A 13821-nucleotide genomic window follows, 5' to 3' on the forward strand; every position below is an offset into this window, starting at 1 on the left:
TCTCCCTGGTTCGTTGACCATCAGGCAGCGTGGACGGAGTTCGGGCGTCCGAGGTCGAACATGCGGTTAAGAACGTTGATGGCGATCCTGGTTTCGACCTCCTGGGCCGGCCGGGTATGGGAGCGCAAGGTGTCGCCGATGATGCGCTTGTATCGACTCATCGTTCCCTCCACCCCAGCCCTCGCATTGTAGCCCGAGGTTTTTTGCCAGCCCATCCGGCCCTGCTCGGCAACGGCCTGGATATGGCGGTCGCGCTGGGTCGGGTCGGTTTCGGCCGAGGCGCTGGGAACGGCCGTCGCCCGTGGCGGCACGACGACCAGGGCTTCGGCAGAATGCCCGGCGACGGTGTCGTAGACATTGTCCTGGTCGTAGGCGCCATCCGCAACGACGGTGGCGAGCGGCTCGTCAATCTGGTCGAGCAGGGGGCCGAGTTGGGCGGCATCGTCAACCTCCTTGCCGGTCAGGGTCGAGGCGACGATCGTGCCGGTCTTCGCATCCACAGCAAGGTGCAGCTTCCTCCAAGCACGGCGGCGCTGGGTGCCATGCTTCTCGACCAGCCACTCGCCCGGCCCGCTGAGCTTCACCCCGGTGCTGTCGACCAGCAGGTGCACCGGTCCGCTCGCTGACCGGACCTGGAGATCCACCGCCAGCGTCCTGGCCCGCCGGCTCAACGTCGAGTGATCCGGCACCGGCAGGTCCAGCCCCATCAGCCCGAGCAGCGAGCCGACCAGCCTCTCGGTCTGCCGCAGCGGCTGGCGGAACACCGTCCGCAGGATCAGCGACGTCTCGATCGCCAAGTCCGAGTAGCGCGCCTGACCACCCGGCGTGATCCGAGGGGCTGCTCGCCAGGCCGCCACTGCCTCATCGGTGAACCAGATCGTCAGCGATCCTCGCTGCCGCAGCCCGGCTTCGTAGGCCGGCCAGTTCGCCACCTTGTAGCGTCGCTTCGGGATCCGGTGGCGACGATCGGCATTGTACTTGTGCGGCATGCTCAGGCTGGGCGATCACGAAGGGGCTCGCCTTCTATCTGCCATCATCTCCGAGGGCAACCGCGGCATCCCTGCACCAGAGCAACATAAGCGGACAAATCCGGAACGGTCCCGCCGAAGGTTGCCGGAAAATCAGCGGCTTGGCCTGTAGCACCCTCAGCAGCGACGCCGTGTCGGGAATCATTTGTTTTCCGTGGGCCTCAGGCCGGCCCGCCCGGATGCCCTTCCGGGGCCGAAAACCCATGCGGCAAACCCTGTCGGAATGGCCTACCATACGGGAACCATTCCCAAGGGGTTTTCCGCACATGCTGGTCGGCTACATGCGCGTGTCCAGCGACGGCGACCGGCAGGCGGTGGACCTCCAGCGCGACGCGCTGCTCGCCGCCGGCGTCGATGAACGCCACCTCTACGAGGACCACGCCAGCGGCAGCCGCGACGATCGCCCCGGGTTGGCCGAGGCGCTCGCATTCCTGCGATCGGGCGACTGCTTGGTCGTCTGGAAGCTCGATCGCCTGGGCCGCTCCCTGCCGCACCTCCTCGACACCGTCAACGACTTCAAGACGCGCGGGGTGGCGTTTCGCTCGCTCACTGAGCGGATCGACACCACCACGCCCCAGGGCGAGTTCCTGTTCCACATCTTCGGCGCGCTCGCCCAGTTCGAGCGCTCCCTGACCCGGGAGCGGGTCATGGCCGGCTTGGCCGCCGCCCGCCGGCGCGGTCGCCGGGGCGGCCGTCCGCCCGCCATCGATGCCGAGAAGCTCGCTGCCGTGGTCGCCGCCCTCGACGGCGGCGCCAGCAAGGCCGCGGTCTGCCGCACCTTCGGCATCAAGCGCAGCACCTTGATCGACGCGTTGACCCGGATCGGCTGGGCACCCGGCGTCCAACCACCGGGAGACGCGAGTGCCCCGCCGCCCACAGCTGACCGAAGCCCAAACCGCCGCGCTGTTCGATCCGCCGACCGATCGTCGTGACCTGGTGCGCCATTACACGCTGTCCGCCGGCGACCTTGCCCTGGTCCGCGCCTGCCGGGGCGACCACAACCGTCTCGGCTTCGCGCTGATGCTCGGCTACCTGCGCCATCCGGGGCGGCCCTTGAGGATCGGTGAGTGCCCGCCGGCTGCCCTCGTCGCGTTCCTCGCCGAGCAGGTCGACGTCCTTCCGGGCTGCATCGAGGAATACTTGGCCGCGCCGCGGACGTGCCGGCGCCATGCCGCCGAGGCGCAGGAACGGCTCGGGCTGCGCCCGTTCGGTCCCCGCCCCGCGGCCGCGTTGGCGACGTGGCTGCTGCCGCTGGCGATTGAGGACGACCGGCTCGCCCATCTCGCCGGGCTGGTGCTGGAGGAATGCCGGCGGCGCCGGATCGCCATCCCGTCGCCAAGCGCCCTCGAACGGCTGTGCGCCGAGGTCCGCCACCGAGCGCGGCGGGAGGTGCACCGCCGGCTGGCCGAGGGGCTGTCGGCCGAGCAGCGGCAGGGGCTGGACGCGCTGACGGACCGCCGGCCCGACTCCGGCCAGAGCTGGCTGACCTGGCTGCGCCAGATGCCGGAAGCGGCTAGGCCGACCGCCATGCTCGGCCTCATCGAGCGCCTCGCCCATGTCCGGAAGATCGGCGTCGACGCGGCGCGCGGCCATCGCGTTCACCAGGCGCGCTTGGCCCAGCTGGCCCGCGAGGCCGGCCGGACCACGGTGCAGCACCTCGCCGGCCTGGAGCGGCAGCGCCGCCACGCCACCCTGGTCGCCGTCGCGCTGGATCTCGGCGCCGGCCTGACCGACCAGGCCATCGACCTGTTCGACCGGCTGGTCGGGACGATGTTCCGCAAGGCCGAGGGCCGGCATGCCCGGGCCTTCCAGGCCGACGGCCGCGCCATCAACGACAAGGTGCGCCTCTACGCCAAGGTGGGGCCGCCCTGATCGACGCCCACGACGGCCAGCGGGACGCCTTCGCGGCGATCGCCGCGGTGATCCCGTTGGAGCGGTTCCGCGCGAGCGTCGCGGAGGCCGAGGCGTTGGCGCGCGGCGAGGAGTTCGACGCCTTCCAGATGCTGGGCGAGCATTACGCGGGGGTGCGCCGCTGGGCGCCGGCGTTTCTGGAGGCGTTTGTCTTCCAGCGTGTTGCCGCCGCCGCCCCGCTATTGCGCGCCGTCGAGGTCTTGCGCGCGGTCAACCGGACGGGGGCCACGACCTTGCCGGACTCGGCGCCGACGGCCTTCGTCCGGCCACGCTGGGCGCGCTACGTCCTGCCTGGCGGCGCCATCGACCGGCGCCACTACGAGCTGTGCGTGCTGTCGGAACTGCGCGACCGGCTGCGCGCCGGCGACGTGTGGGTGACGGGCAGCCGGCAGTACCGTTCCTTCGAGGACCGCCTCGTCTCCCCGTCCACCCTGGCGGAGATGCGCCGCGACGGCACCGTGCCGGTCGCGGTCGAGGCGGACTTTGACCGCTTCATCGCAGCGCACCGTGTACCGCCACCAATAGATTGGACACCGGCGAAGGGTTACGGGGTGGTTGGTCGGGGTTGTGGGCTTCCGACCTGAAGGAAGGATGCCACCGTGCTCGGCCCGGTCAAGCACAAGCCGCTGTGGCGGGGGCCGATGGCCCTGCTTGACCGGGCCTGCGCGCGGCGGCCTGCCGGGTGGCAGGTCGGGACGGCGGGATGGTCAGCCCTCGATCGAACATCGGGATGGATCATGCGGCAAGGCTTTCCGGCTGGCGGTGGCGGTTCCGGTAGTCGCGCGGGCTGAGGTAGCCCAGCCGCTCCAGTCGCCAAGCGGCGTTGTAGCGGGCCACGAAATCGCTGACCGCCGCCCTGACTTCGGCGGCGGTGCGGAAGCTCCGGCCCCAGATCGCCTGTTCCTTGAGGGTCCGGAAGAACCGCTCGATGACGCCGTTGCCTTGCGGCTGGTGCGCAAAGGCGTAGCTCAGCGCCATGCCCCAGTGGCCGATCTGCTGGGAGAAGTGGTGGGACGTGTACTGCGGCCCGTTGTCCAAGCGCAGCGCCACGCCGCGGGCGGCATCGGCCGCGATCCCGCCGAACCGGGATGTCACCGCCTGGCTGATTGGCTCGAGTGCCGCGAAGCGCGAGCCATCGGTCGAGACATGATGCCCGACGACCTCGGAGTTGAAGTGGTCGATGGCGGCGAATACCCAGACCCGGCCCTCTTGGGATGTCTGCACCAGGGTAGCGTCGGTGCCCCACAGGACGTCCGGGGCCTCGGTCAGGATGGTGCCGTCATGGTCGTTGGCCGGGCGCGGCGGCCGCCGGAACGGCGAGAGCAGCTGATTGTCGCGCATCAGGCGCAGCACGCGGTTGCGACCGACCGGCAGGCCCAGGCCGTAGTGCAGGCGCGCCCAGACCTTGCGGTGGCCCTCGCCGGAGAACGGCGAGGCGGCGAGGTCGGCCCGGATGGCGGCGAGCAGGCTGGCGTCATCGACCGGCGGCCTGGGGCCGCGTGGCCTGGCAGGAGCGGCGTTGGCCGGGCGACGCGCCTGGTAGAAGGTCGAGCGCGGCAGGGCCCAGATGCGGCAGACCCGCTGCACGCCGTAGGGCCGCTGGGTTGAAGGCGAGATCGCCGCGCTCATCTTCGCGACCTCGCCCGGGGAAAAGGGGTTCCAGCCTCCAGGCGCCCGATCTTGGCGCGCAGCAACTCGACTTCCATGCTCAGCTCGCCGACCCGCTTGTGGGCGGCGTCGAGACCAGCCTGGACGGGATCGTCGTCGGCGCGCTCCTTCAGGCCGGCATCCATCGCCGTCAGCGCCTTGTCGCGCCAACGCTCCAGCCGATAAGTCTCGATGCCGATCTCCCGGGAAATCAGGTCGAGCGATTCACCGCGCAGCAGACGGAGGACCACCTCGCGTTTGCGGGCGGCGCTCCAGCGCTGAATGACCTTCGGCCCGGCTTTCTCACCAGAGTCCGTCGGCAGCTTGGGTGTGTTCTTCGGATCTTCCATCGCTTCTTCCATATGGACAATCCGGTGTCCAACTTCATCGACGGCAGATCAATCGCAGCGCACCGGGCCGTGCCGCGGGTGCGGATCACCGACCTGCTGGCCGAGGTGGACGGCTGGACGCGGTTCACCGACGCCTTCACCCACCTGCGGACCGGCGAGCCCGCGGCCGACCGGCGGGTTCTGATGACCGACCTGCTCGCCGACGGCCTCAACCTCGGCCTGACGCGCATGGCCGAGGCCTGCTCGGTCGCCAGCCTCGGCCAGCTCGCCTGGACCGCGGACTGGCACATCCGGGAGGAAACCTACGCCCTGGCGCTGCAGCGCTTGGCCGACCGGCAGCACCGGGAACCGCTGGCGGCGGTCTTCGGGGGCGGGACGGCGTCGTCCTCGGACGGCCAGTTCTTCCGGGCCGCCGGAAGCGGGCGCCCCGCCGCCCGTCTCAACGCCCATTACGGCCATGAGCCGGGGGTGAAGTTCTACACCCACCTGTCCGACCGCTACGCGCCGTTCTCCACCAAGGTCATCCCGGCGACCGCCAGCGAGGCCCTCCACGTCCTCGACGCGCTGTTCGACCATCGGGCGGACATGACCCACCACCGCCATCACACCGATGGGGGTGGGGTCTCGGACCATGTGTTTGCGATCTGCCATCTGTTCGGCATCCGCTTCGCGCCCCGCATCCCCGACCTGAAGGACCGGCGCCTGTACAGCTTCGACAAGCCGTCGACCTATTCGTCGCTGGAGCCGCTGATCGCCGGGCGGATCAGCGTCGGGCTCATCCGGGTCCACTGGGACGACATCCTGCGGATCGCCGCGTCCATCCGCAACGGCCTGGTACCGGCCTCGGTGATCCTGCGCCAGCTGGCCGCCTTTCCGCGCCAGAACGGCGTCGCCGCGGCGTTGCGGGAGCTGGGCCGGCTGGCCAGGACCCTCTTCATCTATGTTACTTGGAATCAGGCAGCGACAACCAAGCCGAAGATCGGAGGGCTACAATGTCATCCGGCTCGATCGAGGAACGTTTCCCTGCGCTGGCCACAAGCCCGCCGGCACTCGCGTGGCTGCGCATGCGCGCAGACCTCGGACTGGCGCCGCGGACGCTTGACGCCTACGCCCGCGGTCTGTCCGAATATCTCACCTTCTGCACCGAGTGCGCTGTCGAGCCGGTAGAAGCCGGGCGGGATCACATTGCCCGGTTCGTGCGCCATCTGACCGAGCGCCCGTCGCAGCGCCCGACCCCCGGCGATCCCGTCCCCTCACCGGCGCGTCTGGCGAACGCGACGGTGCAGCAGCGCCTGACCGCCGTCCGGCTCTTCTACGAATACCTCGTCGAGGAAGGGCTGCGGATGGTCAGTCCGGTTGGCCGAGGCCGCCGTGCGACGGTCGGCCGTCCCGGTGGTGGCAAGCGCGGCCTCGTGCCCCGGCAGTCACGGCTGCCCTGGATCCCTGACGACCAGGACTGGTCCGCGGTCCTGGCGGCTGCGGCGCGCGAACCGATCCGCAACCGGACCATGCTGGCCTTCGCCTACGACGCCGGCCTGCGGCGTGAGGAGCTCTGTTCGTTGCGGACCGACGACATCGACCCGGCACGGCGACTGCTGCGCGTGCGGGCCGAGACCACCAAGTCACGCCGCGAGCGGGTCGTGCCCTACTCGGCGCCGTCGGGCGAGTTGCTGCGCGCCTACCTGGCGCATCGCGGCGAGCTCAGCCACGCCCGCGGCCCGTTGTTCCTGTCGGAGTCGCGGCGCAACCCGGCCGCGCCGCTCACGCCTTGGACGTGGTCGAAGGTCGTCCGCCGCATCGCGCTCGCGGCCGGCGTCCCGCGGTTCGCCACGCACACCCTGCGCCACCTGTGCCTCACGGACCTCGCCCGAGCCGGCTGGGAAATCCACGCCATCGCGACCTTCGCCGGGCACCGCTCGCCCGAGACGACGATGCTCTACATCCATCTCTCGGGTCGCGACCTCGCGGCCAAGCTCGCGAGCGGCATGGCCCACATCCACGACCGGCGCGTCGCGCTCCTCGCCGCGGCCGGATTGATGGCAACGCCATGAGCACTTCGGTCATGCTGCTTGACACCTCCGGATTCGATCGGTCGCCCGCATTGTCGGTGGACGAACATCGAGCGCTCCTCGCGCTCGGCTGGGACTTGCGCCGACGACGCGGCCACGACCCCCATCGGTCCGAATGGGCGTTGGTCGCGCGCCTTGTCGTGCCGCTCGACGCCGCGCGGCGGGCCTTGCGCGACCTGCCCGACACCAGGCACCACCGCCGCACCTCGCTGGACGCGGTCGGGCTGGTCCTCCACCGGTGCGCGGAGAGCGGCTCAGCCTTCTGGGGGTGGTCCGCGGAGGACTGGACGGGATTGATCGGAAGGGATCGTGCCGCCTTCGAGAATCCCTGGCCCGGCTGGCTCGACGCCTCGGTCCGCTCCTGCGTTGCCGCCTACGCCTACCTTCTTGGCAACTTCGACTCCTTCCACCACCTCGGGCCGTTCAATCGTTTGGCGCTGGCTTGGCGCGTGTTCGGCCGTGCGGCCTTGGAGCGGGCCATTGACGACGTCGCGGGCACGCTGACGCGCCTGGGCTATCGCTCGGGATCGGGCGATCCCCAGATCCGCACGATCGTCTGCGAACTCCTGCTCCGAAACCGCAGTCCCCACCTCCAGGACCTCACCGACGACGCTCTCGCACGCCTGCGTGCCGATGCAGCGTTCGCCGCCTGGGCCGGCGGGCCGCTGGATGGCGCGCGAGCAGCCCGGCGTCGAAGCTCCGGGCGACTGGACGCGCGCGACCTGCGCTGCGTTCGTCGCCCGTGTCGACCGCATGAGGGTGGGCGACTTTGCCCAAAGGCGCGCCGGCCTTGAGCGACGCGCGGGGCAGCCGCTCGCGGCCACCAGCAAGGCGGCCTACCTTTCCGTAGTGCGTTCGTTCTTCCGCGACTGCCACGAATGGGGTTGGTGTCCGCCCCGCTTCAATCCCTCGACCGCGCTTGCCACGCCGCGCGCCATCAGGGCTCTCATGTTCCCCAAGCCGCGGGTCATCGCCGACGACCTCTGGGCGAAACTGCTCTGGGCGGGGCTCAATCTTACGGCCGAGGATGTCGCCGCACGCGGCATCGTCGCCTACCCGGTCGAACTCGTGCGCGCGATCGCGATCACCTGGCTCTTCGCCGCCCAGCGCAGCGACGAGATCGTCCGCCTGCGCGTCGGCTGCGTGCGCTGGCAGACCGACGCAGCCAACCCGGCGGTCCCTCCGGTGTGCCTGCTCGACGTGCCGGTCCATAAGACCGGCGCGGCGTTCACCAAGCCGGTCGATCCGCTGGTTGGCCGCGCGATCGAGGCCTGGGAGGCGGTCCGACCGGCGCAGCCGCCGATCCCCGATCGCAAGATCGGGGAGCCGGTCGACCTGCTCTTCGCCTGCCGCGGGATTACCGTCGCTAAGACCTACATCAACAACTCCATCATCCCGCTCCTGTGCGCCAAGGGCGGGGTCCCGCCGGCGGACGTGCGCGGGCGGATCACCAGCCATCGGGCGCGCGCGACGATCGCCAGCCAGCTCTACAACGCCAAGGAGCCGATGACGCTCTTCGAACTCCAGGCCTGGCTCGGTCATCGCTCGCCCGAGACGACGCAGCACTACGCCGCGATCACACCCAACACGCTCACGCGCGCCTATGCCGACGCCGGTTACTTCGCCCGCAACGTCCGGACCATCGAGGTGCTGATCGACCGCCAAGCCGTCGAGACCGGAGCCGCGGCGGCCGGCGCGCCCTGGCAGCACTACGACCTGGGACACGGCTACTGCAGCTACACCTTCTTCGAGCAGTGCCCGCACCGCATGGCCTGCGCCCGCTGCGACTTCTACCTGCCCAAGTCGAGTTCCAAGGCGCAGCTTCTCGAGGCCAGGGAGAGCATACAGCGCCGCTTGGCAACGATTCCGCTGACCGAGGACGAGCAGGCCGCCGTGGAGAACGACCGTGACGCGCTCGACCGCTTGCTGGGGCGGCTGGCCGACACCCCGACACCGGCCGGCCCGACCCCCCGCGAACTGGCCAAGGCCCCCGCACCGACAGCCGGGGTCACGCTTGACAGTGCAGCGACCCGCCCCCCTGCATCCGATGGTGGAGCAAAACCGCCTGGAGACAGGCCCTTGTCAAGCCCAGCGCCGCCGTAGGCGGTGGCCCGTCAGGGCCAGGCTTGACTAGGGCCTGACGAAGGCGGACTATCCGGCCCGGATGTCGGGGGCGCTGTGCGACACCGTCGGATCAAAATCATTTTGCTGGACAGATAGATTCCACATAATGCCCGTTCTATGGCGTGACCCCTACTGGGGAAACTGCTGCTCGATCCAGGCGTCAAACCCGTCGCCTCCCGAACCGGGGATCATCACCGGCGGGCCCGGCAATGCCGCGGCGGGCAGGCTGTTCAGGATTGCGTCCGCCGTTTCCCTCATGCGTCCGACCTCTCTCCGCTCTATACGGACGTCCTCAAGAGCACTGTCCCGGAGGCGATTCATCTTCCGCTCGACCCGCGCAGTGAGAGAATCCCCGCCGAAAGCGCCTTTCGAAGGCCGGGCTGCCGGTGGAGCGTTATCTCCTGCGGAGGGAACCTCGGCCTCGCTTCCAAGGCCCCACGAGCGCACGCCATGGATGACCTCAAGCACCTCGAGGTCGTGCAGATTCTGCCGGTGCTCGGCTTCGCGTGCTTCTATCGCTCGCTCGTACTCGTCGAGGCGGTGGTCGTACTCCGCAGCGAGCGTTGTGACCTTTGGCGCCACAAGCGTCGATATGTCGAACCAAAGGTAAGCGAGATCGCGGATATAGCCGTTCACTATCGGATCCTCGAGGATCCTCTCAATAGTCTTTTGCATGGCGAGTAGCTCATCGCGGGACGACCTCCAGCGGTCGCGCTCCGCGCGAAGCCGCGACCACTTTTCCTTATAGATATCGATCTCGGCCTGATCGGCCTTGAGAAAGTCGCGGTACTCGCGCCGAACCTTTTCACGCACCGCGAGATCGGGCGAGAAGGCGCGCGCCGTTTTGATCGGAAAGGGCGGCACGCGACGCTGCACTCGGTGACGAGAGACCAACTCGAGCTTCTTGTGGAGCGCCTCAACCACATCGTCGTCGACAGCCATAGGGCCGGCGGCGGCGGCGGCGGCGCCATCAGCCAGCGTCGATCCCGCGTCGTAGAATTCTTGCAGCATCTCCAGCGCTTGCAGGAAGTCGGGCGAGATGCGTGCATGCGCCGCCTGCAGAGAGCCAAGGGCGGCGACCAAGATCATCGCCAAGATGTGGCGTAACATGTTTGCTAGACCTCCTCTTTGGGCTGCGCGAGGCCGCCACCGAGCGCCTGCTCGAGAGCGGCCTCCTCGGCTTGGTGCAGACGTTCGAGAACACCCGCGATCTGCCTTTCAATCGTCTTGAGGTGCCTGCGGAGCATCGCGATCTGGCCGTCGATGTAGGCCTTGGGCCCGTTCGCCTCGGAGGCCTTGGCGCCGGCCGCCCTAATCTCCCGGTCAATCCGGCGCTTGGCGGTCTCGGCCTCATCGATGGCCGTCATAAACGGCTGCTTGGCCTCGCGGTCAACCGCCTCGATCTCCGCGCGCGCCTGCTTGAAGCGCTCCTTAATCGCTCCGGCGGCCTCCTTGGTGAAGCGCCGCACCTCCGCATCGTGGATCGTCGCGAGTTCTCGGTCCAGTTGCTCCTCGGCCTTGGAGAGTTCGTCCTCAGCGTCGTTGAGCTGCTCCGGGTAGTCGCGAATGGTGAACTGCGGGAGGTGGAAGCTGGCCTCGACTGTTTCCCACTCGACGGCCACCTGTGGCAGCCGGATGGTGGTGTGGCCGGCCTTGAACTCAGGTACCTTGGTTTTGATCTCGCCCGTCTTTAGGCACGGCGCCCTGATCTCGGTCGTGTCCCACCACCCTGAGACGACCGGAACCTTAGTCTTGATGCCGAGACCGATGTGCTTGTTCTTCCACTCAACCCTGGTCTTCAGTACCTTAGTCTTCCCGACGACGCAAGTGGAGGGGTACGGGTACTTGAACAAGCGCATCTTCATCGTGACGTGGACGGTCGGGATCCGCGTCTCGTCATGGCTCACGATGATGTTCGGGCGATCGTATTTGAAGCCCGTGCGCTCCATGCCGGTCTCAAGAGGATAGTTGTTGCCCCTCTCGATGTTCTCCTTCGCCTCCTTGGCCTTATTGCGCGCCGCCTCGATCCTCCGGCCCGCCCTGGCCTCCGGCTGTACTGAACGCTCGCGGTAGCGTTCGATGGCCTCGTCAGCGAGGTGGCTCGATTCCGCAGCGGCGTCCCGGGAGGCACGCTCTACGGCTTCGACAGCCTGCTTCGGTGGCGGCGTGACGTCGGCGAACACGCCGGGGGCGATGAGGAGCATGACGCTGACCGGGATGACAGCGATCCCCCTGCGAATGATGACGAGCATGAAATCCCCCAAAGTCCGTCGCCAGCGCCCGCACGGCCGGCGCTGGCGAGTTTCGATGCCTAGGGGCCGCGGCCCCGTGCCGCCGCGGTGTGCTGCCCCTCGACAGGGAAAGGGGCGAGGCGCCAGCGCCGATCAGGAAGGGCAGAGGAATCAGTCGAAGAACCATGTTATTTCAACAATTTGGTCTGAAGTTGCCTACTTTCTCCTAAAACCAGAGCACGCCCGCGCGTTAACAGGCAGACCGAGAGAGGTACGCGATCATGCCAATTAGATTCGACGACCTGGAGGACGCGCTGGAGGAGGAACTCGGCAGGGAGTTCTGGCCCAGGTACTCCCCCACGCAGCCATCCCCCGCGGACAGGCCGGTCGACAGCACGGCGCTGCTCGCCGCGCTCGAGGCGGTAGAGCGCCGACCCGACCCGGAGCCCGAGACGGCAGTGAGGACCCTTGAGGCCGACCCTCACTTGGAGCGCGACCCTCATGCCTTGGTCGCGATAGGCGTGGCCTACATGCAACTCTACGAGGACGACCTGGCTCGGCCACGCCTCCTCAAGGCGTTGGACCTGACCAAGCACCGGGAGGCGAGGATCTGTGTCAACCTGAGCACGATAGCCCTCAATTGGGGCGATCTGAACGAGGCGCGGGAGTGGGCGCGGAAGGCGATCAAGGCGTCCCCCCGATACCCAGGGGGCCACATCCAGCTTCTCTGCGCCGACTGCCAGGACCGGGATGACGACGTTATTTCGGCCGATCTGGATGCGCTGGAGAGAGCGATCCCCGGCTGGCGCTGCGACCCGCTGATTATGGAGCGCGCGCGGAACGATCCCCTGCTGGCACGGCTGCGTGCCGATCCCGGGATCCGGCGAAAGGTGTTCCGGCATAACCCATGGATGGAGGAAGGTGAGTGATGTCCAAGCGAATCCCGCTCGTCCTGGCTGCGTTTCTGTTTGTGGCTGCCGCCAGCGGCCCGAGGGGCTCAGTGGATGATACGCCGCCGCCGACGGTGGTGGCCAGCAAGACCATGCCGATTACCACGACGTGAGCCGCGGCCACCTACGACGGGGATGAGGAGGGGTACAACCTGCCTGGGGGTCGGGATGGAAAGGAACTCTTACCAGTTCACCGAGGTCGAGGAGCGAATCTTCGCCATCGTCGAGGGTAGGGCGCCGCTCTCCGAGGCGCCGCGGGCGACGTCGAACCTCATCCACGAGACGTGGCCGCTCCTGGAGAAGGTGCTGGAGGCCTACCGGAGGCCGAGCGCGGTTGCCACCGTTCTCGACGAGGAGCGCCTCTATAGAAACCTGGCGAGGAAGGCCCTGGGCCTCGTTGTGAGGGGGCGGGAGGGTCGTCTCTGTGACACCAAGGTCCGCTTTGATCGCTCCGACGGGGTGACGCTCAGTGTGCCCCTCCGGGCGATCCTGCGGGGGCTCGTGCGTGATCAACTCAGGACCGAGAGAGGAAGGGGAGACAAGCACGAAAGGGCGCACAAGGAGATGGAGGTGCTCCGGGAGCCGGAGCCCTTGGCCCCTCGGATCGCCTATCAGAAGGAGCTGCGCAAGCTGCTGCCTACTGCTCTGGCCGACCTGAGGCCACCGCGCTCGCTGTTCGTGGTCCTAGCAACGACCGACTACGCCGAGGACCAGTGGAACCCGCGGACCGTCGATGGTCTTCGTGCCCTTGCGGGTTACGCCGGCTTCACGGGCCGCATGGTCGAGAGGATCATCGCACGGGCGCGGAGAGGGGGCATCATCGCGGATACTTGCAGGGCCGAGGGCCAGCGACTCAGTCTGACGGAGGTTGGCGCCCTCTTGGATATCGGCACGGCCCGCGTGTCACAGATCAGGTCGGCCGCCTTCGTGCTCCTGCGGGAGCGGCTCAAGGAGGCCTGCTGAAGAAAGCGCCGACCGATCCGAGGGCTGACCGTCGAAGGTCGCTTAAAACCGGGCGCAGGGCAGGGCGCTCGGAAGGAGGCCTTCGAGACGCATGAGGCGCGACCTCCTCAACGGCTCGCACCGCTGCCCCAAGGGCCTGCGCCACGGCTACGGCGTGCACGCCATCGGCTCGGGCGTGCCGCTGAACATGTTGAGCAAGTGAATGGGCCACGCCAGCATGGAGGTGACGGCGCTCTGTGCCAACGCCCTCGGGACCAAGGAGCAAGGGATTGACCTTCCCCCGGCAAAGTGGACACCGGGTTATGCGCGTTGAAACTCGGCCTGTTCTGGGGTGGTATAGCCCAAGGTCGAATGCAGGCGCGCTCGATTGTAATAGGCTTCGATGTTGGCACAGAGGGCCTGGTCGAGCCGCTCGGTCAGGCGGTTGATCTCCTCGGCCGCGTGTCAATCGACTTCGAATAACCAGCCAGCATCGGCGTCCAATATCCAACCATTCTTTTGGTTGCAGAACCTCTTGTCCAGGGAGTCCACTGGAGGGACCCGCGCGC

14 protein-coding genes and 1 pseudogene are annotated in these 13821 nt (G+C 68.2%); 10 read left to right on the top strand and 5 right to left on the bottom strand.

Annotation, left to right across the window (positions count from 1 at the left end; all coding sequences use genetic code 11):
* Nucleotides 1-20: 20 nt before the first annotated feature.
* On the bottom strand, nucleotides 21-989 hold the full coding sequence (locus tag JL100_RS30190) for an IS5 family transposase (RefSeq protein WP_202685698.1): 969 nt from the start codon (nucleotides 987-989) through the stop codon (nucleotides 21-23).
* A 305-nt stretch (nucleotides 990-1294) separates the two neighbouring features.
* On the opposite strand from JL100_RS30190, the gene JL100_RS30195 reads away from it, so the two are divergent.
* From JL100_RS30195 to JL100_RS30205, 3 genes are read left to right on the top strand one after another with little or no spacing between them, the layout of a single operon-like run.
* A complete protein-coding gene (locus tag JL100_RS30195) occupies nucleotides 1295-1960 on the top strand; it encodes a recombinase family protein (protein WP_202685700.1) in 666 nt (221 codons plus the stop codon).
* On the top strand, nucleotides 1890-2900 hold the full coding sequence (locus JL100_RS30200) for a DUF4158 domain-containing protein (RefSeq protein ID WP_202685699.1): 1011 nt from the start codon (nucleotides 1890-1892) through the stop codon (nucleotides 2898-2900). The genes JL100_RS30195 and JL100_RS30200 overlap by 71 nt, the downstream gene beginning before the upstream one ends.
* A 56-nt stretch (nucleotides 2901-2956) precedes the next feature.
* Complete coding sequence (locus tag JL100_RS30205; protein WP_228421614.1) at nucleotides 2957-3523, top strand: hypothetical protein; 567 nt, start codon at nucleotides 2957-2959, stop codon at nucleotides 3521-3523.
* Nucleotides 3524-3674: 151 nt separating this feature from the next.
* Here the strand turns inward: JL100_RS30205 and JL100_RS30210 are convergent, their stop codons facing one another.
* Together JL100_RS30210 and JL100_RS30215 are read right to left on the bottom strand one after the other, a co-directional pair.
* The gene (locus JL100_RS30210; protein WP_202685831.1) at nucleotides 3675-4568 is read right to left on the bottom strand and encodes an IS3 family transposase; all 894 of its coding nucleotides are present in this window, start codon (nucleotides 4566-4568) and stop codon (nucleotides 3675-3677) included.
* Nucleotides 4565-4936 (bottom strand): hypothetical protein, encoded by a 372-nt coding sequence (locus tag JL100_RS30215; protein WP_228421662.1) that lies wholly within the window; start codon nucleotides 4934-4936, stop codon nucleotides 4565-4567. The genes JL100_RS30210 and JL100_RS30215 overlap by 4 nt, the downstream gene beginning before the upstream one ends.
* A 69-nt stretch (nucleotides 4937-5005) precedes the next feature.
* On the opposite strand from JL100_RS30215, the pseudogene JL100_RS30220 reads away from it, so the two are divergent.
* The 4 genes and pseudogenes from JL100_RS30220 to JL100_RS30235 form a co-directional block, all read left to right on the top strand.
* Nucleotides 5006-5872, top strand: a pseudogene (locus tag JL100_RS30220) (Tn3 family transposase); the annotation flags it as partial.
* 56 nt (nucleotides 5873-5928) lie between these two features.
* On the top strand, nucleotides 5929-6987 hold the full coding sequence (locus JL100_RS30225) for a tyrosine-type recombinase/integrase (protein ID WP_202685610.1): 1059 nt from the start codon (nucleotides 5929-5931) through the stop codon (nucleotides 6985-6987).
* On the top strand, nucleotides 6984-7799 hold the full coding sequence (locus JL100_RS30230) for an FUSC family protein (protein WP_228421616.1): 816 nt from the start codon (nucleotides 6984-6986) through the stop codon (nucleotides 7797-7799). The genes JL100_RS30225 and JL100_RS30230 overlap by 4 nt, the downstream gene beginning before the upstream one ends.
* Nucleotides 7800-7953: 154 nt before the next feature.
* Complete coding sequence (locus JL100_RS30235; protein ID WP_228421664.1) at nucleotides 7954-9108, top strand: tyrosine-type recombinase/integrase; 1155 nt, start codon at nucleotides 7954-7956, stop codon at nucleotides 9106-9108.
* Between the two features lie 150 nt (nucleotides 9109-9258).
* Here the strand turns inward: JL100_RS30235 and JL100_RS30240 are convergent, their stop codons facing one another.
* Together JL100_RS30240 and JL100_RS30245 are read right to left on the bottom strand one after the other, a co-directional pair.
* Entirely contained in the window at nucleotides 9259-10239 is a 981-nt protein-coding gene (locus tag JL100_RS30240; protein ID WP_202685612.1) for a hypothetical protein, read from the bottom strand.
* A gap of 5 nt (nucleotides 10240-10244) precedes the next feature.
* Nucleotides 10245-11381, bottom strand: a complete 1137-nt coding sequence (locus JL100_RS30245; protein WP_202685613.1) for a hypothetical protein — start codon at nucleotides 11379-11381, stop codon at nucleotides 10245-10247.
* 260 nt (nucleotides 11382-11641) lie between these two features.
* Here JL100_RS30245 and JL100_RS30250 point away from each other — a divergent pair, with 260 nt between their 5' ends.
* The 3 genes from JL100_RS30250 to JL100_RS30255 are packed head-to-tail and all read left to right on the top strand — an operon-like array spanning nucleotide 11642 to nucleotide 13273.
* Nucleotides 11642-12289, top strand: coding sequence for a hypothetical protein (locus JL100_RS30250; protein WP_202685614.1), 648 nt, complete (start codon nucleotides 11642-11644; stop codon nucleotides 12287-12289).
* The gene (locus JL100_RS36595) at nucleotides 12289-12423 is read left to right on the top strand and encodes a hypothetical protein (RefSeq protein ID WP_267133629.1); all 135 of its coding nucleotides are present in this window, start codon (nucleotides 12289-12291) and stop codon (nucleotides 12421-12423) included. The genes JL100_RS30250 and JL100_RS36595 overlap by 1 nt, the downstream gene beginning before the upstream one ends.
* Nucleotides 12424-12478: 55 nt before the next feature.
* A complete protein-coding gene (locus JL100_RS30255; protein WP_202685615.1) occupies nucleotides 12479-13273 on the top strand; it encodes a hypothetical protein in 795 nt (264 codons plus the stop codon).
* Nucleotides 13274-13821 lie beyond the last annotated feature (548 nt).

Origin of the sequence: Skermanella mucosa (assembly GCF_016765655.2) — a bacterium.
GTDB classification, from domain to species: domain Bacteria; phylum Pseudomonadota; class Alphaproteobacteria; order Azospirillales; family Azospirillaceae; genus Skermanella; species Skermanella mucosa.

Coding starts and splice junctions, on each gene's coding strand:
- JL100_RS30190 (WP_202685698.1), bottom strand. CDS start 989: ATGCCGCACAAGTACAATGCCGATCGTCGCCACCGGATCCCGAAGCGA.
- JL100_RS30195 (WP_202685700.1), top strand. CDS start 1,295: ATGCTGGTCGGCTACATGCGCGTGTCCAGCGACGGCGACCGGCAGGCG.
- JL100_RS30210 (WP_202685831.1), bottom strand. CDS start 4,568: ATGAGCGCGGCGATCTCGCCTTCAACCCAGCGGCCCTACGGCGTGCAG.
- JL100_RS30215 (WP_228421662.1), bottom strand. CDS start 4,936: ATGGAAGATCCGAAGAACACACCCAAGCTGCCGACGGACTCTGGTGAG.
- JL100_RS30225 (WP_202685610.1), top strand. CDS start 5,929: ATGTCATCCGGCTCGATCGAGGAACGTTTCCCTGCGCTGGCCACAAGC.
- JL100_RS30230 (WP_228421616.1), top strand. CDS start 6,984: ATGAGCACTTCGGTCATGCTGCTTGACACCTCCGGATTCGATCGGTCG.
- JL100_RS30235 (WP_228421664.1), top strand. CDS start 7,954: ATGTTCCCCAAGCCGCGGGTCATCGCCGACGACCTCTGGGCGAAACTG.
- JL100_RS30240 (WP_202685612.1), bottom strand. CDS start 10,239: ATGTTACGCCACATCTTGGCGATGATCTTGGTCGCCGCCCTTGGCTCT.
- JL100_RS30245 (WP_202685613.1), bottom strand. CDS start 11,381: ATGCTCGTCATCATTCGCAGGGGGATCGCTGTCATCCCGGTCAGCGTC.
- JL100_RS30250 (WP_202685614.1), top strand. CDS start 11,642: ATGCCAATTAGATTCGACGACCTGGAGGACGCGCTGGAGGAGGAACTC.
- JL100_RS36595 (WP_267133629.1), top strand. CDS start 12,289: ATGTCCAAGCGAATCCCGCTCGTCCTGGCTGCGTTTCTGTTTGTGGCT.
- JL100_RS30255 (WP_202685615.1), top strand. CDS start 12,479: ATGGAAAGGAACTCTTACCAGTTCACCGAGGTCGAGGAGCGAATCTTC.